Origin of the sequence: Streptomyces radicis (assembly GCF_003626575.1) — a bacterium.
GTDB classification, from domain to species: Bacteria; Actinomycetota; Actinomycetes; order Streptomycetales; family Streptomycetaceae; genus Streptomyces; species Streptomyces radicis.
In genome coordinates this window covers 63,783-83,958 of the sequence record NZ_RBDY01000029.1, presented here as the reverse complement: position 1 = coordinate 83,958, position 20,176 = coordinate 63,783, and the positions used below count along the sequence as shown (strand labels likewise).

Genomic DNA, 20,176 nt, shown 5'->3' with positions numbered 1-20,176 from the left:
CCCGCCCCGGGCAGTGGAACCCGGCGCCCACCCGACGCGACAACCGGGTCACCAGCCTGCCCGCCATCAGCTCCGGAAAGCACGAGGTCCACCGACTCCGTCGGCGGACCCTCGCGAAAGATCAAGGCTAGCGAACGTCAACCGTTGCAACTTTGTCATTAACGAGCCTGACAAGTATCTCTTTTCCGGGAGTCGGAACGTCTCTGTAATACCACAGGTCATATTCCGGGACTCCCCCTAGGAATTCCACGTGCTCGGCTCTGCCATGCACCTCCTTAGCGCTGGTTTTAACGCTGGGCTCGCCCAGGCAGCTCAAGACTTCTTCCTTCGGCATTCCAATTTCAATGCCTGGAACGCTCGTGGGTAGGCGGACGGTTCCAATGCCTTCAACACTCCTGGCGCCAATAATGTCTTCCGTGTCCGGTAGATAGGTCCGCCAGGGGTAGCGGCTGGCGTAGCGCGAAGGGGATGTGGGTAACCGTATGACCGCGAGCATGCCCGTGGTGCGGTCGAGTCTGAACTGGTCATCGGCTCCGATCGTGGTCGTGGCGGCGTAGGCAGCCTGCCTCTCCCCGGACGCCTGGTCTTCATAGACCAGGCCGATCTGATTCCAGTCCAGCTCGTTGCTGATCGTGCGATACAGGTCGGTGTCGTGGCGTGCGTGCTGCTCGTCGATGGTGAGAACGTGGACGCCACCCAATTCCGGGAGCGACCGAGCGAGCCGACTGTATAAGAAGATGGGAAACGCTGCGGCAAGGGCTCGATCACGGCCAGTGGGAAGGAGCGCTGCCAGCACTCGCGTGTTGGGGATTGTCTTCTTTCTTCCTGAAGCCTCGTCGAGCATGGAAAGACCTACGCCTATCTGCTCGTCGGTCATGACGATCCCGGTTGAACGCCGGGTTGCTTCGCAGACAAGCGCGCCGAACTCAGTTTGGGTAAGCCCGCCGGCAGCTTTCAGCGCGCTCTTCAGGAGGATCTTGTCGTTGCGTCGACCGAACAGACCCATTGGTCATCGATTCCTTTCGACACCGGCCCCCACGAGGAGTCGGGCCACACGAATCTACTTCACGGTCTCGGGATCCCTCCCGGGGTGTCTGCTGGCGCGCAGCACATCCCACTGACTCACAGCTGAGTTTTGATCACGGGCTGGCCAGGAGGACCCGGGCTGGGAGCCGTGACATGGTGGGCCGACCAGCAGCGGAAGACGGAGATCGTCGGTGTAGCGGTGCCGGCGGGCGACCAAGACGCTGACAAGGCGTTGGAAATCCCTGACCATCGCGAGTCACTGCCCGTGACGCGGTGGGCCCTCTGTTCGTTGAGCGTGGTGAAGTCCTCCGCTTCGACTTCCTGCGTTCGGCGCCGAGCGGTGTCGTGGGGTCCCGCAACGACTTCCCGCGGAGGGGAAAACGGGGTCCGAGGATACGGAAGGGTCTCCTTCGCCGACCGTCTGCTTCGCTGGGGCCGGGCGACGGTGTCCGGATGACCATGCCACCGTTGGGCGGTGTCGGCTGCTACCCCTGATTCCCTTCCCGGACGGCCAGGAAGTCTGCCCAGCTTCCTGCGGCGAGGGTGGCCCAGCGCTCGGCGGTCTTGGGCTGGATGCCGAAGAGGTCGGAGATCACCATGGGCGGCAGGTCTACCAGGGCTTCCATGACGGCGGTGTTCCGCGCGGCGCGGGCGGGCAGGCCGTGGCGTCGCATGGTGTCCGCGAGCCCTGCGGGGTTGCGTGGGCGGCCGGGGATGTGGCCGGGCAGGAGGTACCTGTGCTCGTGCGGGCCGCTGTGGCGGGGTGTGCTGTGGCGGAGTTGGTCGTCGATGAGGTGGGCGAGCTTCGGGGGGAGGAGTACCGGGTGGCGGTTGATCGTCAGGTAGGTGTGGTCCTCGTTGCGGTGGAGCTGGTCGGCGGTGAGTTCGACGATCCTGGTCAGCGGTAGGGCGTAGAGGCGGACCAGGGCTCCGGTGACGCGGACGTCCAGGGGGAGCACGGTGTCGTTGAGGCATCGGCGCAGTTCCTCGTGGTGGACTGCCTCGACTTGGAAGTGGCCGGGGAGTTGGGCGGGCGGGTGCTCGATGAGCAGGCCGGTGGCGGTCAGGCGCCGTGCGGTGGCCCAGCGGATGAAGGGGATGGAGCGGGCGCGCAGGCTGGGCCGACCGGTTGCCCAGGTGTCCAGGTGCCGCTGTTCGAGAGCGGCCAGGGAGAGGCGGTGGCTGTCGAGCCAGTTGAGGAAGTCAATGGCGGCGCGGATGTTGCCGCAGTCGCCCTTGTGGGCGACGTAGGTGTACCGGCCGCGGGCTGAGCGTCGGCGGGCGTCGCGGATGATGTGCCACTCGGCGAACGGGCGGATGAGGGCGGCGTGCTGGGGCGGTAGCGCGGTCATGGTCCGTGCGGCCCAGTTGGTGAGAAGGGCGAGGTTCTCGTCGCGCGGCGGCAGGATGCCGGCGGTGACCAGCAGGCCGCGCACGTAGGCGGTGACGGCCCGGTGGGGCAGGGCGTCGAGGGCCTGGTGGTCGAGCGCGTCGGGCTGAAGCGCGAGGTGACGGAGAAGGCGGGCGGCCGGGCTTCGACGCATCCATTCCAGGACCCGGTAGGGGTTGTCCGCGCCGGTCAGCACCGCGGCGAGGGGCTGAAGAGGCTCGGGAACGCCCGCCCCGTCCACGGAAAGCAGATCGGTGACGCGGGCGGCCAGGGTGCAGCGCGGGCAGCGACGGCCGGGCAGCAGGTCCGCGGGCTCACCGCATGCTCCGCACCGTTCCGGCGGCTCCCCGGGGAAGACGCACGTCCTGCACAGAAGGCCGCCGCCGGCCGCCCGCCCCACCAGGACGCGTTGCCGGCCGCAGGAGGCGCATTGCGTCGGCGTCGACAGGGCCGCCCGGTAGCAGGGGCCGCACACCGGGCCCATCGGCCAGAAGATCCTGACGGTCTTCCCCCGGTCGCACAGGGCGCACTCGCGGGCGGTCCGCTTGCGGGCCTCGCGCGGGACGCACGAGTCGCAGTGGAACGGGCCCCGGCCGCCGTCGATGCGCTGTCCCCGGCGGACCCTCCCGCAGACGCCGCACATCTCCACCCGGCGTTCTCGGCACCGGTAACACCTGTCCGGATCGGCTCCGCTGGCCCGGGTACTGATGGGTGCGATCCGCCCGCACACACCGCACAGGCGCGGAGGGCTGGAGTAGCAGCCGCTGCACACCGGCCCACCAGGCGTCCAGGCGTTGACGCGGCGCTCCCGGCCGCAACGGCAACAAGTGCGGAGCGTCTTCGGGGCGCAGGTCTGGCAAAGGTGGGTGCCGTCGGGCATGCGCCGGGCCGGCACCATCATCCGCCGGCAGCCGCCGCACTCCTTGCGGGCGTCCGGCTCCTTGGTGCGGCAGGGCTTGCAGATGACGCCGTCCGGGCGGCGGGCGTAGACCTTCGCGAGCCTGCCGCAGCGTGCGCACGGTTTCCGGGCGCGCACGGCGGCGCAGCGGGAACACAGCCGTCCTGCCGGGCCGGTGTTGCGGGGTATCGGGTCAGTTCTTTTGCAGTCCGCGCAGGCGACCAGGTGGACCCGGTCGCCGTAGCCGGCGGCGGCCAGCAGGGATATCAGACGCGCGGCGGAGATCGGGCAGTCCCCTCCGGGCGCACTGAGGGCATCGGGCCGGCCGGACAGGTAGCGCAGGAGACGGAAGGCGTTCGGGCCGCTCCACGCGCGGACCTCCTCCACCATGCTCTGCGCCTGCCCAGGATGCAGAGAATCCCCGACCGCCGACCGCAGCAGCGCGACGATCTGCTCCCTGGCGGCGGCGAGTTCCGCGCGCAACCGGACCTGGTCCGGGGTCGGGGGCCTCACGGCCGGCCCGGTCGCCGGATCTGGGTGCGCCGCTCCTTCAGAGGCAGCGGCCCGGTCTCGCCGTCGGCGGTCTTCCTCACTTGGGCGTTCACCACCAGCGGCTTGATGAGGTCGTTCGGCGTGCATCCGAAGATGTCGCACAACGCGACAAGGGTGTCCATGCTCATCCGCTGGGGCGGCTGCGTCACCAGGCGGTAGACCTGCTCACGCGACAAGGTCACCCCGCGTTCCGCCAGCAGCGGCACCAGGTCGGAGGTCTGGAACATCCCCTGCTCGGCCATCGTCTGACGCAGACGCCACTCGTAGCCCATCTTCCTGATCATCCAAGGCCCCAGTCGTCACCCAGCCGACGCTTCAGCGAAGCCTCCAGAAGCTGGTTGCGGTACTCGTCCGAGCTCCCATGTACACGGCCGTCGTGGCGGCATGGCTGTGACCCACCTGCTCCTGCACGAAGCGGGCCGGGTAGCCGAACTCGGTCAGGTGCGTGATGTAGCTGTGCCGCAGGAAGTGCAGGTCGAGCTCCTCGTCGAGCCCCGCGGCCTGCCGGGCCGCCACGAACGCCTCGTTGATCGAACGAGGGGACATACGGCCGACCCGCTCCGTCACCCACAAGGCAGGATGTCGGTCCGGCGAGAGCCGCGGGCGCACCTCGCGCACCCACTCGTCCAGGACGTCGACCACCCAGTCCATCTCCCGGACCAGGAGCACCGTCCGACGCTTCGGCGGCGCACCCTTCGACGACTTGCCGAACCGGACGGCCATACTGCCGAACCGCCCGAACCGCGGCACCTTCCGGCTGCGCCGCAGGTCCACCAAGTCGACCTTCGACGACTCGGTGCGCCGGGTGCCGTAGGCGTAGATCGTCTTGAGCACGGCCGCGTCGCGCAGCGCGGTGAGCGTGCCCTTGCGGCCCTGGGTCCGGATCTTCCGCGGACGGGCGTCGGCCGCGTCGAACAGCGCCTGGACCTCGTCATAGGTCAGCGGCCGGCGCCGCGGATCGCCTTCGTACTCCGCCGAGTGCACGACGGAGTTACCCTCGTGGAAGACGACCTGCGGTGCCAGGCCGAACCGCTCCTGGCACGCTTCGACCCATCCGTACCGGCGGTCGAGCAGGTACTCGACGAACAGGGCGATCACGACCTCGTACGCCCGTGCCGTGGACATCCGGATCGGCTTGGGCCCGCTGCGGAGGTGCACGATGAACGCCTCGCCGTCAGCGGGGGTCCACTGCCACGGGTACAGCCCCGTGAAGTCGCCGAACCGCTCAACCAGGCGCAGGCGTGGCTGGATAGTCGACGCGTGCAGGAACCGGGCGGCCTGCTGCCGGGCCCACCCCTCCCTCATCGCGGCCGAGACGGCCGGCTCCGGGTCCAGGTGGACGACGTTCGGCGCCAGCACGAGACGCACCGAACCCGGTGCCTCAGCGATCATGCTCGCCGTTGTATCAGATGCATCAATGTTGCGTCCACGTCGATGCCGGCTGATCAGCCGCCACCCCGGATCCGCACCCTCCCGGCGGCAGAGGGCTGATCAGCAGAAACAACCGTGTCGATGCACTACGAACTGTTGCAGCTACCGCAATTCATCGCGTTTCACCCCTTCGCCCACGCGTCGGCCAACAGCTCGTAGGAGCGCACCCGTTCCCCGTGGTCGTGCGCGATCGTGGTGATCAGCAGCTCGTCCGCGCCGGTCGCCTCGCGCAGCGCGGTCAGGCGCTCCACCACCGTCTCGGGGTCCCCGACGATCTGGGTGTCCACCCGGTCGGCCACCAGGTCGCGCAGCTCGTCCGTCCACGCGAACGCCGCCGCCTCCTCGGGGGTCGGGAACGGGATGGCGCCCGCGCCCGAGCGTATGGACAGCACCCAGCGGGCATAGGGCGACGCCAGGCGGCGCGCGGTCTCCCCGTCCTCCGCCACCACGACGTCCGCCGACACCATGACGTGCGGGCGCGGCCTCTCGGCGGTGGGGACGAACGCCGCGCGGTAGGCGTCGACGGTCTCGAGCACGGAGGACGGGCTGACGTGGTAGTTCGCCACGAACGGCAGGCCGAGCGCGCCCGCCGCCGTCGAGCTCGCGCCCGCGCTCGACCCCAGCAGCCAGATCTCCGCGTCCGCGCCCTCGGCCGCGGGGGCGCGCAGCGCGAGGTCGTCGCCCGTGGTGAACGAGCCGCCGATGAGGTCGAGGATCTCCCGCACCTCCCCGAGGTAGTTCTTCCCCGCGTCCTCCCTGCCGTGCAGGAGCGCCTGCTGGGCGGCCAGCCGCTCGCGCACCGCGGGGTCGCCGAACCGGGTGCGCGCGGGGGCCGGGATGATCAGGCCCCGCACCTCGCGGTTGGGCGCCACGGGCGCCGCGCCCGGCGCGGTCTGCCGCGCGCTGAACTCCTTGACGTGCCCGGGGCCCGACCGGCCGATCCCCAGGTCGATCCGCCCCGGGTGCGCGGCGGACAGCGTCCCGAACTGCTCGGCGACCGTCACCGGCGCGTAGTACCCGAGCAGCACCGCGCCCGAGCCCACCCGGATCGTGCGGGTCGCCGACGCGATGAGCGCGATGAGCACGGCGGGCGCCGATGACGCCACGCCCTCGGCGAAGTGGTGCTCGGCGACCCAGTACCTGTGGTAGCCGAACTCCTCGGCGCGCCGCGCCAGATCGAGGCTGTTGCGCAACGCGTCGCGCCCGGTGGCCCCCGAGGGGACGGGGGAGAGGTCGAGCACGGACAAGGGGGTGCCGGACGGTGAGGTCATGCGGATGCCTCCTGAGATGTGACCGGATCCTGGGCCCACAGCCGGGTGGGGGCCTCACGGCGCACCACCGGAGCCACCTCCTCGGCGAAGCGCTGCAACTGCTCGATCTGCTCGGCCAGGCCGAGCCCGAACGCGTCCACCGTGACCGATTGCAGGTCGTGGCGGTAGGCGGCGTGGTTCTCCAGGATCTTCTCGATGACGCGCTCGGGGCTGCCGATGAGCTGCGGCCCGTTCGCGATGGCGTCCTCGATGGTCCGGAACGGGGTGTTGTAGCCGGGCTTCCCGGCCAGGTGGGGCTTGTAACTCTGCCGGACGCGCTCCTCGTACCGCTCGCGGAACAGGTCGGCGGCCTTCTCGGTGGTGTCCGCGATCAGCAGCCCGCCCGAGCCCGCGCCGACGAAGGCGGTGGCCGGGTCGTGCCCGTGGGCGGCGAACCGCTCGCGGTAGTGCGCCAGCAGCTTGGCGTAGGCGGCCTTGGGCTGGACGGCGTTGGCGACGAAGAGCGGGTCGCCGTGCCTGGCGGCCAGCTCGGGGGAGTGCAGGCTGGTCGCCGAGCCGTGCCACACCACGGGCGGCCCCGCGTAGGGGCGCGGCACGGTGGTGACGCCCCGCAGCGGCGGGCGGAACGCGCCCTCCCAGTGGACGTCCTCCTCGCGCCACAGCCGCCGCAGCAGCTCGTACTTCTCGGCCTGGTACTCCCACTGCCTGTCCTCGTCGAGGCCGAACAGGTCGAAGTGCCCGGCCTCCGCGCCCTTGCCCACCACGAGCTCGATCCGCCCGCGCGAGAGCTGGTCGAGCGTCGCGTAGTCCTCGGCCACCCGGACCGGGTCGAGGATCGACACCACGGTGACGCCGGTCATCAGCCGGATCCCGAAGGTGCGGGCCGCCAGGGCGCCGAGCAGCACGGTGGGGCTCGACGAGAGGAACGCGCCCGCGTGCCGCTCCCCGACGGCGAACGCGTCGAAGCCGAGGCGTTCGGCCGCGACGGCCGTCTCGACGACCTCGGCCAGGCGCGTGTGCGCGGGCACGACCTCGCCGGTCAGCGGGTCGGGCGCGTTGGCGACGATCGTCAGCACCGAGAACCTCATGACGCGGGCTCCCGGGGAACGGCGGGCAGCCCCAGGTGGTCCCTGAGCGTCGTGCCCGCGTAGTCGGCGCGGAACGTGCCGCGCTCCTGGAGCAGTGGCACGACGCGGTCGACGAAGTCGTCAAGGCCCCCTGGCGTGAGGTGCGGGACGAGGATGAACCCGTCCACGGCGTCGCCCTGGACATACGCGTCCAGCTCGGCGGCGACCGACGCGGGGGTGCCGATGAACGACTGGCGCCCCGTCAGCTCGATCACCAGCTCCCGCACGGACAGCTTCTTCTCCTCGGCGATCGCCCGCCACTGCTCGGCCACCCCGAAGCGGTCGCCCGCGTGGGCCCAGCCCTGGATGAGGTCGCTGTCCGGCACGGGGTCGGCGTCGGGCAGCGGCCCTTCGACGTCGAGCCCCGACAGGTCGCGGCCCCACACGCGTTCCACGAAGGCCACGGCCGTCTGCGGGCTCACCTGCTGGCGCCTGATCGCCGCCGCGCGCTCGCGCGCCTCGGCCTCGGTGTCGCCCAGCACATAGGTCACCCCCGGCATGATCTTCAGCTCGTCGGGGGAACGCCCGTGCGCGGCGAGCCGCGCCTTGACGTCCTTGTAGAAGGCGCGGGCCGTCTCCAGGGTGCTGTGCCTGCTGAAGATGACGTCGGCGGTGCTCGCGCCGAACTCCCGCCCCTCGTCCGAGTCGCCCGCCTGGATGACGACGGGGTGCCCCTGCGGGCTGCGCGGCAGCGCGGGCCTGGCCGACACGCGGAACTGCGGACCCGTGTGCGTCACCTTCGTGGGCGGGCCCCCCGGCGGCCAGCCGTCCCACAGCGCGCGGGCCAGCCCGACGAACTCGGCGGCCCGCAGGTAGCGGTCGGCGCGGTCGAGGTAGCCGCCGCGCCTGAAGTTCTCGCCGGTGAACGCGTCCGACGACGTGACGACGTTCCACGCGGCCCTGCCCCCGGAGAGGTGGTCGAGCGAGGCGAGGCGGCGGGCCAGCTCGTAGGGCTCGTTGAACGTGGCGTTCACCGTCGCCGCGAGGCCGAGCCTGCTGGTCACCCCGGCGAGCGCGGACAGCACGGTCAGCGACTCGGGGCGGCCGACCACGTCGAGGTCGTGGACGCGCCCGGCGCGTTCGCGCAGCCGCAGGCCCTCGGCCAGGAAGAAGAAGTCGAACTTGCCGCGCTCGGCGGTGCGCGCCAGGTGCAGGAACGACGCGAAGTCGATCTGGCTCCCCGACTCGGGGTCGCTCCACACGGTGGTGTTGTTGACGCCGGGGAAGTGGGCGGCCAGGTGGATCTGCTTGGGCGGGTGCGGGCGGGCGTGCTCACCCGGGTCGGTCACTGGGGCACCTCCGTGGCATAGCGGCTTGCGGGACGGGTCAGGCCGAGGTGGTCGCGCAGCGTGCGCCCGCGGTATCCGGCGCGCAGCAGGCCCCGTCGGCGCAGCAGGGGGACCAACGCGTCGGCCACCGCGGCCAGATCGGCCTCGGGCGCCGTGGGCAGCAGATGGAATCCGTCGGCCTGCGTGGCCGCGTACCAGTCGGCCAGCAGCACGGCCAGGCTCTCGGGCGTTCCCGAGAAGCGCAACGGCCCGCCGCCGTCCCCGCTTTCGCCGCCGCTCCCGCCGCCCGCCAGGTCGATCGCGACCGCCACGAGGAGCCGCACCGCGCCGGGGTCGCGCCCCGCCGCCGCGACGCGCCCGTCGAGCGCGGAGCGGGCCAGCTGGACCGCGGGCGGGCTCGCGGCGGTCAGCAGCACGATGTCGGCGTGCCGGGCGGCGAGCTCCCACCGCTCGCCCGGGGCCCGCTCGTCGAGCGCCACGACGACCGGCGGGCGGCCCTGCGGAGGCCTCGGCACGATCGAGGGGCCCCGGACGCTGAACGCGCGCCCTTCGAAGTCGATGTAGTGCAGCTTCTCGCGGTCGATGAAGCGGCCCGTCGCGACGTCCCTGATCTCCGCGTCGTCCTCCCAGCTGTCCCACAGCCTGGCCGCGACCTCCGCCGCGTCGGCGGCCTCGGACCACAGCTCGCCCGGGGGCGCGGGGTCGCGGCGGCCGAACGCGAGCGCCTCGTCGAGCCCCGTGGAGACGTCGACGAGCCAGCCCGCCCTGCCCCGGCTGACGAAGTCGAGGGTGGCGATCGAGGACGCGGTGTGGAACGGCTCGGTGTGCGTCGTGGTGACGGTGGGGACGAGCCCGATCCGCTCCGTGTTGGGCGCCACCGAGGCCAGCACCGCCACCGCGTCGAGGCGTCCGCCGCCCGGCGAGGGCGGGGCGAAGGAGTCGCCGAGGGTGACGAAGTCGAGCCCGGCGCGCTCGGCGCGCCTGACCAGTGCGAGCCAGTGGTCGGCCGGGCGCGGGGTGCCCCACGCGTCGGCCGCGCCTCCCGGCTCGTCGAGTGCTGTCGAGAGCCGCAGGGTCATGGTGATCGCCTCTCTTGCCGGGAATGTGCCGGTGCCGCCGGGGACTTGGCGAGCCGCCCCGCCGCCCCCGCGCCCGGGACGGCGGCGTCCGGGGCGGTGGTGCCCGGGATGGCGGCGAGCAGCTCCCGGGTGCGGGCGTGCCGGGGCGCGGCGAAGATGTCATCCGTCGTCCCGGTCTCCACGAGCCGCCCCTCGCTCATCACGCCCACCCGGTGGGCGATCTGCCGGACGACGGCCAGGTCGTGGGAGATGAAGAGGTAGCTCAGACCGAGGTCGCGCTGGAGCTCGGCGAGGAGTTCGAGGATCTGCGCCTGCACGGAGACGTCGAGCGCGGAGACGGGCTCGTCGCAGATCACCAGGTCGGGCTCGAGGGCGAGCGCCCTGGCGATCGCCACGCGCTGCCGCTGCCCGCCCGACAGCTCGCCCGGCTTGCGGCGCAGCGCGCTCGCGGGCAGCGCGACCCGGTCGAGCAGCTCGGCCGCCCTGCGCACGCGCGCCGCGCGCCCATGGGTGCGGAACGCGCGCAGCGGCTCGCCGATCAGCGCGGCCACGGTGAACCGCGGGTCGAGCGACGCGTAGGGGCTCTGGTGGACGACCTGCACGCGCCGCCGCAGCCTGCGCAGCGCGCCGCCCGACAGGGCCGTGATGTCGGTGCCGTCGAACGTCACGGTGCCCGCCGTCGGCGCCGTGAGCCGCGCCACCAGGCGGGCCGTGGTGGACTTGCCCGAGCCTGACTCGCCGACCAGCGCGAGCGTCTCGCCCCGCGCGACGCGCAGGCTGACGTCGTCGACCGCGCGCAGCGTGCGGCGGCCCACCGAGCGCGGCAGCGGGAAGTCCTTCACCAGCCCCTCGGCCACCACCAGATCGGGCTCCCCGGCGGCGGACGCGGGGCGGGGCGCCACGAGGCGGGCGCTCGACAGGCTCGGCGCCGCGGCGAGCAGCCGCCGCGTGTACGGGTGGTCCGGGCTGCCGAGGACGGCCCGCGTCGGGCCGTTCTCGACGACCTCGCCCTCGGCCATGACGACCGTGCGGTCGGCGCGGTCCGCCGCGATGCCGAGGTCATGGGTGATCAGCAGCATCGCGCTGCCCAACTCCCGTGCCAAGCCCTGGAGATGGTCGAGGATCTGCCGTTGCACCGTGACATCGAGTGCGCTCGTCGGCTCGTCCGCGATCAGCAGCCGGGGCCGCGCGGCCAGGGCGATGGCGATCAGCACCCGCTGCCGCATGCCGCCCGACAGCTCGTGCGGATACTGCCGGGCGCGGACGGCGGGCTCGGGCAGCCCGGCCTCGCCGAGCAGCTCCACCGCGCGCCCCCGCGCCGCCTCGCGCGTCGCGAGGCCGTGGATGAGCAGCGCCTCGGCGACCTGACGGCCCACGCGCTGCATGGGGTTGAGCGCCAGCTGCGGGTCCTGCGGCACCAGGCCGATGTGCGCGCCGCGCCGCGCGCGCAGCTCCTTCTCGCCGACGGTCCGCAGGTCGGCCCCGTCGAAGAACACGCGCCCCTCCGTCACCCGGCCCCCGCGCGGCAGCAGCCCGACCACCGCGTGCGCCGTGGTGGACTTGCCCGAGCCGGACTCGCCGACCAGCGCGACCGTCTCCCCTGGCCGCACGTCGAGGTCCACGCCCCTGACGGCCTCGGCCGTGCCATAGGCGACCCGCAGCCCGCGCACCGAGAGCAACGCGGGCCCGCGCGGCCCCCGTTCACCGGTCAACGCCTCGGGCGCCGAGGGTGTGGTGGTCATGGCAGCGGCTCCCTGTCCTGTGTCTCCTCGGCCTCGAGGGCCCGCGCGACGCGGTTGGCGGCCAGCACCGTGGCGGCGATCGTCAGCCCCGGCAGGGTGGTCAGCCACCACGCCGTGGCCAGGTAGTCGCGCCCGTCGGACACGAGCGCGCCCCACTCGGGCTCGGGCGGCTGCGCGCCGTAGCCGAGGAAGCTCAGCGCGGACACCGCGAGCAGGACCGTGCCGAACTCCACGGCCGCGAACACCAGCACGGGACCCGACGCGTTGGGCAGCACATGGCGCAGCAGCACCGTGGGCCGCCGCACCCCTGAGGCGTAGGCCGCCTCGACATAGCCCACGTCCCGCACGCGGATCACCTCGGCCCGCATGATGCGCGCGAAGCTCGCGACGCTGGTCACCCCGACGGCGATGGCGACGTTCACCGTGCCGAAGCCGAGCGCGGTCACCACCGTCAGCGAAAGCAGCAGCGCGGGGATCGAGAGCAGCACGTCGGCCACGCGCATGAGCGCGTCGTCCACCAGGCCGCCGAACGCGCCCGCCACCAGGCCGAACGCCGAGCCCACGACGAGGCCGAGCCCGACGGCGAGCGCCGTGGCCCGCAGCGACTCGGCCGCCCCGTGCACCGTCCTGGTGAACAGGTCGCGCCCCAACTGGTCGGTGCCGAACAGGTGGTCGGCGCTCGGCGCGAGCAGCCGGTCGGCAGGGACGCCCGTGAGCGGGTCCTGCGACGTGAAGAGCCCGGGCGCCACCGCCGCCGTGAGCACCGTCGCGATCAGCAGCACCGAGGCCACGAGCCCGGGCCGCCTGGCCCAGAAGGCCAGCGCCCGCCGCGCCCGCGCCCCGCCCGTTCCGGCGAGAGCCGGGGCGATCGCCCGCACCGCCCGCCCGCTCATGCCGCCACCGCCGGTCCGCCCACGGTCACCCTGGGGTCGAGCAGCGGGTGGGCCAGGTCGACCAGCAGGTTCGCCACGACATAGACGGCGGCCCCGAACGCGACGATGCCGAGCACCAGTGGGATGTCCTGCGCGTCCACGGCGGCGGCCGTGGTCCGCCCGAGCCCCGAGCGCGAGAACACCGTCTCGACCACCACGGACCCGCTCAGCACGTTGCCGAGCAGCACCGCCGTCACCGTGAGCGGCGGCACGGCCGCGTTGGGGGCGGCGTGCCCGAAGTGCACCCTGGCCCGCGAGGCGCCCTTGGCCCTCGCGGTGTCCGCGTAGGGCTCGACCAGCGCGGTGCGCAGGCTCCTGGCGAAGATCTGCGCGAGCACCGCCCCGGTCGGCAGCGCGAGCGTGACCGCCGGGAGCACGAGCGCGCGCCAGTCCTCCTGGCCGAACGCGGGCAGCAGGCCCCAGCGGAAGGACACCAGCTGCACCAGCAGCAGCCCCACCCAGAACGTCGGCGCCGAGACCCCGAGCGCGGGCAGCGAGAGCAGCACCTGGCGCAGCCACCGCGCCCGCGTCCAGGTCGCGAGCAGCGCCAGGCCCGCGCCCCCCGCGACCGCGAGGACCAGGGCGGCGCCCGCCAGTTGGAGCGTGCCCGGCAGCGCCTCGGCGATGACCTCGGTCACCGGGTCGCCGGTCTGCACCGAGAGCCCGAAGTCCCCGGTCAGCGCGTTGCCCAGCCGGTCGAGGTACTGCTCCCACAGGGGCCGGTCCAGGCCGTGGACCCGCTGGAGGTCGGCGATCTGCTCGTCGCTGACGGCGTTGGCCTCGCCGCCGCCCGCCGCCATGATGCTCACCGGGTCGCTCGGCAGCAGGTACAGGGCGGCGAACGCCACGGTGAACGCCGCCCACAGCACCAGCGCGGACTGCGCCAGGCGCCAGGCCACGTACCGCGCCATCAGGAGACCCACGTGTCGTGCAGCTGGATGCGCGAGGACGCCTCGAAGTCCAGGTCGTGGACGTGGTCGGCGATCCCGAGCACGGTGGTCAGCTCGAACACCGGGACGCTGTACGCCTCTTCGAGCACCAGGCGCTGGGCGGCCGCCGAGTGCTCGGCCCGCGCCTCGGGGTCGGCCACGGCGTTCTGCGCCTGGAGCGCCTCCTCGAGCGGCGAACCGTCGGGCAGGCGCGCGACGTTGACCAGCCCGGCGGAGAACTGGGTGCGCAGGATGTCGGGGTCGGTGCGGGTGGCGTTGCCCCACGTGTAGTCGAAGTCGCCCTCCTCGCGCAGCGCCGTGAACTCCGCGATGCTCGTGGACCTCAGGGTGAGGTCGACGCCGATGGCGCGGAGCTGCTGCTGGATGAGCTGGAGCGCGTTCTCGTTGGGGCCGAAGTTCTCCGCCCACAGCACGGTCAGGGTCAGCGGCTCGCCGTCCTTGACGCGGACGCCGTCGGGCCCGGGGCGCCAGCCCGCCTCGTCGAGCAGCCGCTCGGCCTCGGCCGTGTCGTGCGTCAGCTCGGCGGACAGGTCGAGATAGGTGTCGGTGGTGTGCGCGAGCGTGCTGGTCGCGGGCCTGAACGACGGGCTGAGCACCGTGTCCACGACCTCCTGCCGGTCGATCGCGAGGAGCACCGCGCGGCGCACGGCCTGGTCGCTCACCGCGGGCCGCGAGATGTTGGCCGTCAACCCGAAGGGCAGCCCGGGGTTCACACGGCTCTGCACCGTGAACCCCCCGTCATCGAGGCCCGCCTCGTCCTGCGGCGCGACGCCGCCGATCGCGTCGACCTGCCCCGACCGCAACGCCCCGGTGCGCACCCCCGACTCGGGGATGACCTCGAACGTCAGCCGCTCCAGATACGCGGGCCCCTCGTGCCGCCACAGCGACGAGCCCCACGCGTAGTCCTCGCGGCGGGTCTCGACCACCACCTCGTTCGGCCGGTACTCGTCGAGCACGAAAGGACCCGAGCCGACGATGTTGTCCGTGCAGCGCTCCTCGGGCGGCAGCGACGTGGTGGCCTCGGCGAGCAGCCCGAGCGAGAACGTCGTGGTGGCGCGCAGGAACTGGCCGTTGGGCTCGGCGAACGTCACCGTCGCGGTGTGGGTGTCGTCCACCGTCGTGCCCTCGTACCCGGCGAGATAGCTGCTGCCGAGCGCGGCCCTGGCGCCCAGCTCGACGATGCTGTCGAAGTTCGCGCGCACCGCCTCGGCGTCCACCGGGGTGCCGTCGCTGAACGTCGCGTCGTCCCTGATGTGGAACGTGAAGGAGCGCGCGTCCTCGCTCACCTCCCAGCTCTCCGCGAGCCACGGCACGATGTCGCCCGTCTCCGGGTCCTCGTCCGTCAGCGAGTCGACCAGCTGCCTCGCCGGGTAGATGGCGTCGTTGTTGCCCTGTTGCTGGGGGTCCACACAGCCGGGGTCGGAGGCGAGCGCGAACGTCAGCTCGCCCCCCGCCTCGGGCGTTCCGCCGCCCGCGCCTGACTCGGAGGCGCCGCAGCCGGTCGCGGCGAGGGCTCCGGCGGCGAACAGGAGGACTGCGGGCAGGGCGAGACGACGGCGTGCCATCATGCGACTCCGTGGGGCTCGACAAGGGGTGGCACCACTCTCCCTCCGAGTTGTTGCGGCTACATGTATCCACATGTATGCGCCTTGGCGACTTGCGCTCCCGAGCCTCCCTCCGGTGCCCGATCGGGCCAACGCGCCGCGCGCGCAGGCCCGTTGTGATCCGCGACTGGCGCTTCACCTCCCGGCCACCTTCCCGATGCCCGGCGGTGGCGTCGGCTGAGGAAGCTTCACATCGTGAGACGGGTATGGGGGATTCTCCTGGGAGTGCTGCTGCTGGCCGGCGTCGGCGCCGCGGTCGTCGTCGGCCGTGACACCGACGACGAAGGGGGCGGCGGCCCGGCCACGGTGAGCGGCGTGATCGGCTCGGAGAAGGCGGAGTTCTTCGCCGACCCCGAGGTGGTGGCCGCCCTCGCCGACGAGGGGCTGACCGTGCGGGCCCAGCCCGTCGGCTCCTGGGCCATGGACGACGTGGACCTCGCGGGCCACGACTTCGCGTTCCCCTCCAGCCAGGGACCCGCCGACGCGCTGCGCGCCGACCACGGCGACGTGGGCGCCCCGCTGCGGCCCTTCTACTCGCCGCTCGTGGTGCTCGCCCACCGCCAGGCGGCCGAGGTGCTCGCCGCCAACGGCCTGGCCTCGCTCGAGGGCGCCAACGTCGGGCGGCTGGCCATGGCCGAGTACCTGGCCGCCGTCGAGGAGGGCCGCACCTGGCAGGAGCTGGACGGCGCCCTGGCGCAGGACGGCCTCAGCGGCGCGCTCTACGTGTCGAGCACCGACCCCCTCACCTCCAACTCGGGCGCGCTCTACCTCGCCGCCGCCTCCTTCGTCGCCAACGACGGGCAGGTCGTCGCCGACGACGCCGCCATCGAGCGCACCGCGCCCCTGCTGCGCACGCTCGTGCGGGTCCAGGGCACCCAGCAGTCCAGCTCCGACGGCCCGTTCCGCGACTTCGTCAGCGGCATCGGCAACCCGCTCGTCCTCGCCTACGAGTCCCAGGTCGCCTCGCTGCTGATCGGCGGCGCCGGCGCGGGCGACATGGTGGTGCTCTACCCGGACACCACGGCGACGAGCGACCACACGCTGGTGCCGCTCACCGAGGGCGGGCGGCGCCTCGGCGAGGTGCTGACGAACGACCCCGAGCTGCGCCGCCTCGCCGTACGGCACGGCTTCAGGCCGCAGGGCGCCACCGCCGAGTTCACGGAGGCCACCGCCGCGCACTCCGGCTACCTCAGGGACGGCCTCGACGGGGTGCGCCAGGCGCCCGTGCCCACCGCCGACGTGCTCCGCGCCATGGCCGAGCGCGCCAGGGGCTGAGCGCCGACCACCGTGCAGGACTTCACCGAGCGCAGGACTTCACCGAGGGGGAGCCATGACCGACACCGAGAACCCACTGGTCCTCACACCACCCGAGCCCGTCGCCCCGGTCCGCGCCGAGCAGGCGTCAGGCCTGGTGCCGCTGGACGCCGACACCCGCGACGAGCTGAGCCGCCGCGCCGCGAGCTATGTGGACTCGCTGTCCGAACTCGACGCGCGCTCACCGGAGTTCTCCTCCCGCGTCGGCGAGGTCACCTCCCTCGGCTCGGCCGAGATGCGCGCCGCGGCCCAGCAGTCCAACCGCATGCTCGACCGCAGCGTCCGCTCGCTCTCCCACGGCGCGGGCGGCGACGCGGCCGACGCCCAGGCCCGCGTCTCCTCCTCGCTGCTCGACCTGCGCCGCACCGTGGAGGACCTCGACCCGCGCGAGTCGTCGTCCGGCGGGGTGCGGCGGCTGCTGTCCCGACTGCCCGGCGGCAACAAGTTCCGCGACCACCTGGCGCGTTACGCGTCGGCCCAGGGCACGCTCCAGAAGATCGTGGCCACCCTGCGGGCAGGCCAGGACGAGCTGCGCCGCGACAGCGCCACCATGCACACCGAGCGCGCCCGGCTGTGGGACACCATGGGCAAGCTCCAGGAGTACGCGGTCCTCACCGAGGCGCTCGACGACGAGCTGCGACGCCGCGTCGAGCACGTGGAGGCCACCGACCCCGACCAGGCGACCGCGCTGCGCGCCGACATCCTCTTCCCGGTCCGCCAGAAGCACCAGGACCTGCTGACCCAGCTCGCGGTCTGCGCCCAGGGCTACCTCGCCATGGACGTCGTGCGCCGCAACAACGAGGAGCTGATCAAGGGCGTCGACCGCGCGGCCACCACCACCGTCACCGCGCTGCGCATCGGCATCATGCTCTCCGCCGCCCTGGAGAACCAGCGCAAGGTCGGCGAACAGGTCACCGCCCTGCGCACCACCACCGATGAACTGGTCCGCGGCAACGCCGAGATGCTCGCCACCCAGAGCGGCGAGATCCAGAAGATGGCCGCCGACCCGGCCGTCGGCGCCGAGACGCTGCGCGCCGCGTTCCAGCAGATCTACCGCACCCTCGACACCATCGACACCTACAAGGCGCAGGCCACCGAGGCCATGGCGGCCACCGCCCGCGCCCTGTCCGACGAGCTGGGCGACGCCGCGGGCCACCTGGAGCGCTCCCGCGCCGCCGACCAGCGCGAAGGGGGCCTCGCATGAGAGCGCGCACCCGGATCGCCGCCCTGCTCGGCGCCCTCGCGCTGGCGGCAACGGCCTGCACCGGCGGCTCGGACGGCGACGGCGACGGGGGTGACGGCGGGGTCGCGGCCGCGGAAACGGTCAGGATCCTGGCGGGCAGCGAGCTCGCCGACATGGAGTTCCTGCTCGAACGGGCCGCCGATGAGACCGGCGTCCGGGCCGAGATCACCCGCGTCGGCACCCTCGACGCCACCCGCATGGTCGTCTCGGGCCAGGCCGACGGCGCCTACGACGGCGTGTGGCTGGCCACCAACGACTATCTGCGGCTGCACCCCGAGGCCGCGCAGCGCATCCTCACCGAGACCTCCGTCATGACCTCGCCCGTCGCCCTCGGCCTGCGCCCCGAGGCCCTTGACCGGCTGGGCTGGCGGCCCGACGACCTCACCTGGTCCCAGGTCCACGAGGCCGCGGCCGCGGGCGACCTGACGTTCGGCATGACCGACCCGACGCGCTCCAACTCCGGCTACAGCGCGCTGATCTCGGTGACCTCCGCGCTCTCGGGCGCCCAGTCCGCGCTCACCGCCGACGACGTCGCGGGCAGCGCCGCGCGGCTGCGTGAGCTGTTCGCCGGGCAACGGCTCACCTCGGGCTCTTCGGGCTGGCTCGCCGAGGCGTTCCAGCAGCGCGACGACGTGGACGCGTTGATCAACTACGAGTCCGTGCTGCTCAGCCTGGACCGCGCGGGGACCGCCGACCTCGAGGTGGCGCGCCCGCTCGACGGCGTGGTCACCGCCCGCTACCCGCTCACCACCCTCTCCTCCGCCTCGCCCGAGGCGGTCGAGGCGCTGCGCCTCCTCGGCGCGTACCTGCGCGGCGCCGACGCGCAGCACGCCCTCACCCAGGAGACGCTGCGCCGCCCGGTCTCGGGCGAGGTCGCGCCCGCGGACGCCATCCCGCAGGGGCAGCGCCGCGAGCTGCCCTACCCAGGGTCGCTCGACGTCGCCGACGGCCTGCTCGACGCCTACGACGGCGAGCTGCGCCGCCCCTCCCGCACCCTCTACGTGCTCGACACCTCGGGCTCGATGGCCGGGGACCGGCTGGCCGCGCTCCAGGACGCGCTGCGCCGCCTCACCGGCGCCGACAACCCCGCGGGGCAGCGGTTCAGGGACCGCGAGGAGGTGACGCTGATCCCGTTCAACGACGCGGTCGTCTCCACCGACACCTGGACCGTCGAGGCGGAGGGCCGCGAGGACGCCCTGGCCGGGATCCGCTCGGGCGTGGACGGCCTGGTCGCCGAGGGCGAGACCGCCGTCTACGCCAGCCTGATCGAGGCGTACGAGCTGCTCGCCGCCGAGGGCGCGCAGGACGCGTTCACCTCCATCGTGCTGATGACGGACGGCGAGAACCGCGACGACGTCCTCGCCGCCGACTTCCAGACCTTCCACGCGGCGCTGGCCGACGAGCAGCGGCATGTGCCGGTGTTCACCATCCTGTTCGGCGACTCCGACCGGGCCGAGCTCCAGGGGATCGCCGACCTGACGGGCGGCGAGCTGTTCGACGCGGTCAACGGCTCGCTCGATGACGCCTTCCAGGAGATCCGTGGCTACCAGTAGCGGGGGAGCGGCCCGGGCGCTGGCCTATCTGGAGTCGCGGAAGAACCTCACGGGCTGCGCGTGCGGGCTCGTCGGCCTGGTGACGGTGTTCACCGGCCTCGCCGGGGCGTACTGGCCGATCGTGGTCGCGGGCCTCTACGGCGCGGGCGCGCTGATCGCCCCGCCCGAGAGGACCGCGCCACCGCCGTTCGCTGGCCCCGCGGGCCCGGGCGCCGAACTGGACGCGATCCGCGGCGACTTCGCCGCCCTGCGCGGCTATCTCGCCGCCCTCGACGTGCCGGATGAGGCCGTCGCGCCCGCCGCCGAGCTCGACGGGCTGCTCGCCGCCCTCCTCGAACCCGGCTGGGTCGCGGACGAGATCGCCGCCGACCCCGAGGCGGTGCACATCCTGGGCCGCGCCGTGCGCACCGACGTCCCCGAGGCGTTCGACGCCTACCAGCGCACCCGCTGGTGGGCCAGGCTCCAGCCGGGGGCCGACCCGCCCGAGCGCCATCTCGGACGCCAACTTGAGCTGCTGAACGGCGAGTTGGCCATGGTCGCCGCCGCGGTGCGCGAGTCGCAGGAGCGCCGCCAGCGGACCCACACCACCTATCTCGAGTCCAGGACCGGCGAACCCGAGCCGCCCGAACCCCTCGCCGGGGGCCCCGCGCCCGGCTGATCGCGGCACCTGGGTGACGGCGTGTCAGTTCACCGTTCGCAAGATCATGTCGTCTTACGCTGAGCCGGCGCGTCCCGCGAGACCGGGGGCGTTCGGCCACCACTCCTCGGAGGCGAC

General features: G+C 73.0%; 15 protein-coding genes and 1 pseudogene. 4 read left to right on the top strand and 12 right to left on the bottom strand.

Annotated elements, in window-relative coordinates:
* Nucleotides 1–127 precede the first annotated feature (127 nt).
* From D7318_RS26625 to D7318_RS26570, 12 genes and pseudogenes are all read right to left on the bottom strand, one after another.
* Nucleotides 128–1,006, bottom strand: a complete 879-nt coding sequence (locus D7318_RS26625; RefSeq protein WP_120699756.1) for a hypothetical protein — start codon at nt 1,004–1,006, stop codon at nt 128–130.
* Between the two features lie 505 nt (nt 1,007–1,511).
* The gene (locus D7318_RS26620; protein ID WP_220729820.1) at nt 1,512–3,065 is read right to left on the bottom strand and encodes a hypothetical protein; all 1,554 of its coding nucleotides are present in this window, start codon (nt 3,063–3,065) and stop codon (nt 1,512–1,514) included.
* Nucleotides 3,066–3,823: 758 nt separating this feature from the next.
* Entirely contained in the window at nt 3,824–4,150 is a 327-nt protein-coding gene (locus D7318_RS26615; RefSeq protein WP_120699755.1) for a helix-turn-helix domain-containing protein, read from the bottom strand.
* A pseudogene (locus D7318_RS26610) lies at nt 4,147–5,171 on the bottom strand (tyrosine-type recombinase/integrase). Before D7318_RS26610 ends, D7318_RS26615 begins: the two are co-directional and overlap by 4 nt.
* Before the next feature lie 248 nt (nt 5,172–5,419).
* On the bottom strand, nt 5,420–6,568 hold the full coding sequence (locus D7318_RS26605) for an MsnO8 family LLM class oxidoreductase (RefSeq protein ID WP_120699754.1): 1,149 nt from the start codon (nt 6,566–6,568) through the stop codon (nt 5,420–5,422).
* The gene (locus tag D7318_RS26600; protein ID WP_120699753.1) at nt 6,565–7,656 is read right to left on the bottom strand and encodes an LLM class flavin-dependent oxidoreductase; all 1,092 of its coding nucleotides are present in this window, start codon (nt 7,654–7,656) and stop codon (nt 6,565–6,567) included. The genes D7318_RS26605 and D7318_RS26600 overlap by 4 nt, the downstream gene beginning before the upstream one ends.
* The gene (locus tag D7318_RS26595; protein ID WP_120699752.1) at nt 7,653–8,984 is read right to left on the bottom strand and encodes an LLM class flavin-dependent oxidoreductase; all 1,332 of its coding nucleotides are present in this window, start codon (nt 8,982–8,984) and stop codon (nt 7,653–7,655) included. Before D7318_RS26595 ends, D7318_RS26600 begins: the two co-directional genes overlap by 4 nt.
* Complete coding sequence (locus D7318_RS26590; RefSeq protein ID WP_120699751.1) at nt 8,981–10,063, bottom strand: LLM class flavin-dependent oxidoreductase; 1,083 nt, start codon at nt 10,061–10,063, stop codon at nt 8,981–8,983. The genes D7318_RS26595 and D7318_RS26590 overlap by 4 nt, the downstream gene beginning before the upstream one ends.
* Complete coding sequence (locus tag D7318_RS26585; protein ID WP_120699750.1) at nt 10,060–11,805, bottom strand: dipeptide ABC transporter ATP-binding protein; 1,746 nt, start codon at nt 11,803–11,805, stop codon at nt 10,060–10,062. The genes D7318_RS26590 and D7318_RS26585 overlap by 4 nt, the downstream gene beginning before the upstream one ends.
* Nucleotides 11,802–12,698: an ABC transporter permease gene (locus tag D7318_RS26580; RefSeq protein ID WP_120699749.1), complete on the bottom strand. Its 897-nt coding sequence runs from the start codon at nt 12,696–12,698 to the stop codon at nt 11,802–11,804. The genes D7318_RS26585 and D7318_RS26580 overlap by 4 nt, the downstream gene beginning before the upstream one ends.
* Nucleotides 12,695–13,648 (bottom strand): ABC transporter permease, encoded by a 954-nt coding sequence (locus tag D7318_RS26575; protein ID WP_120699748.1) that lies wholly within the window; start codon nt 13,646–13,648, stop codon nt 12,695–12,697. The genes D7318_RS26580 and D7318_RS26575 overlap by 4 nt, the downstream gene beginning before the upstream one ends.
* Entirely contained in the window at nt 13,648–15,252 is a 1,605-nt protein-coding gene (locus D7318_RS26570) for an ABC transporter substrate-binding protein (protein ID WP_230424115.1), read from the bottom strand. Before D7318_RS26570 ends, D7318_RS26575 begins: the two co-directional genes overlap by 1 nt.
* 264 nt (nt 15,253–15,516) lie before the next feature.
* Between D7318_RS26570 and D7318_RS26565 the strand changes: the two genes are divergently transcribed.
* The 4 genes from D7318_RS26565 to D7318_RS26550 are packed head-to-tail and all read left to right on the top strand — an operon-like array spanning nt 15,517 to nt 20,059.
* The gene (locus tag D7318_RS26565; RefSeq protein WP_120699746.1) at nt 15,517–16,566 is read left to right on the top strand and encodes a hypothetical protein; all 1,050 of its coding nucleotides are present in this window, start codon (nt 15,517–15,519) and stop codon (nt 16,564–16,566) included.
* A gap of 55 nt (nt 16,567–16,621) precedes the next feature.
* Entirely contained in the window at nt 16,622–17,809 is a 1,188-nt protein-coding gene (locus D7318_RS26560; RefSeq protein ID WP_120699745.1) for a toxic anion resistance protein, read from the top strand.
* Nucleotides 17,806–19,401, top strand: coding sequence for a vWA domain-containing protein (locus D7318_RS26555; RefSeq protein ID WP_120699744.1), 1,596 nt, complete (start codon nt 17,806–17,808; stop codon nt 19,399–19,401). The genes D7318_RS26560 and D7318_RS26555 overlap by 4 nt, the downstream gene beginning before the upstream one ends.
* Entirely contained in the window at nt 19,388–20,059 is a 672-nt protein-coding gene (locus tag D7318_RS26550; protein WP_230424113.1) for a hypothetical protein, read from the top strand. The genes D7318_RS26555 and D7318_RS26550 overlap by 14 nt, the downstream gene beginning before the upstream one ends.
* Nucleotides 20,060–20,176 lie beyond the last annotated feature (117 nt).

Excerpts from the sequence above, each read along its gene's own strand:
- D7318_RS26625 (WP_120699756.1), bottom strand. The coding sequence starts at position 1,006 with ATGGGTCTGTTCGGTCGACGCAACGACAAGATCCTCCTGAAGAGCGCG.
- D7318_RS26615 (WP_120699755.1), bottom strand. The coding sequence starts at position 4,150 with ATGATCAGGAAGATGGGCTACGAGTGGCGTCTGCGTCAGACGATGGCC.
- D7318_RS26605 (WP_120699754.1), bottom strand. The coding sequence starts at position 6,568 with ATGACCTCACCGTCCGGCACCCCCTTGTCCGTGCTCGACCTCTCCCCC.
- D7318_RS26600 (WP_120699753.1), bottom strand. The coding sequence starts at position 7,656 with ATGAGGTTCTCGGTGCTGACGATCGTCGCCAACGCGCCCGACCCGCTG.
- D7318_RS26590 (WP_120699751.1), bottom strand. The coding sequence starts at position 10,063 with ATGACCCTGCGGCTCTCGACAGCACTCGACGAGCCGGGAGGCGCGGCC.
- D7318_RS26585 (WP_120699750.1), bottom strand. The coding sequence starts at position 11,805 with ATGACCACCACACCCTCGGCGCCCGAGGCGTTGACCGGTGAACGGGGG.
- D7318_RS26580 (WP_120699749.1), bottom strand. The coding sequence starts at position 12,698 with ATGAGCGGGCGGGCGGTGCGGGCGATCGCCCCGGCTCTCGCCGGAACG.
- D7318_RS26575 (WP_120699748.1), bottom strand. The coding sequence starts at position 13,648 with ATGGCGCGGTACGTGGCCTGGCGCCTGGCGCAGTCCGCGCTGGTGCTG.
- D7318_RS26570 (WP_230424115.1), bottom strand. The coding sequence starts at position 15,252 with ATGGCACGCCGTCGTCTCGCCCTGCCCGCAGTCCTCCTGTTCGCCGCC.
- D7318_RS26560 (WP_120699745.1), top strand. The coding sequence starts at position 16,622 with ATGACCGACACCGAGAACCCACTGGTCCTCACACCACCCGAGCCCGTC.
- D7318_RS26555 (WP_120699744.1), top strand. The coding sequence starts at position 17,806 with ATGAGAGCGCGCACCCGGATCGCCGCCCTGCTCGGCGCCCTCGCGCTG.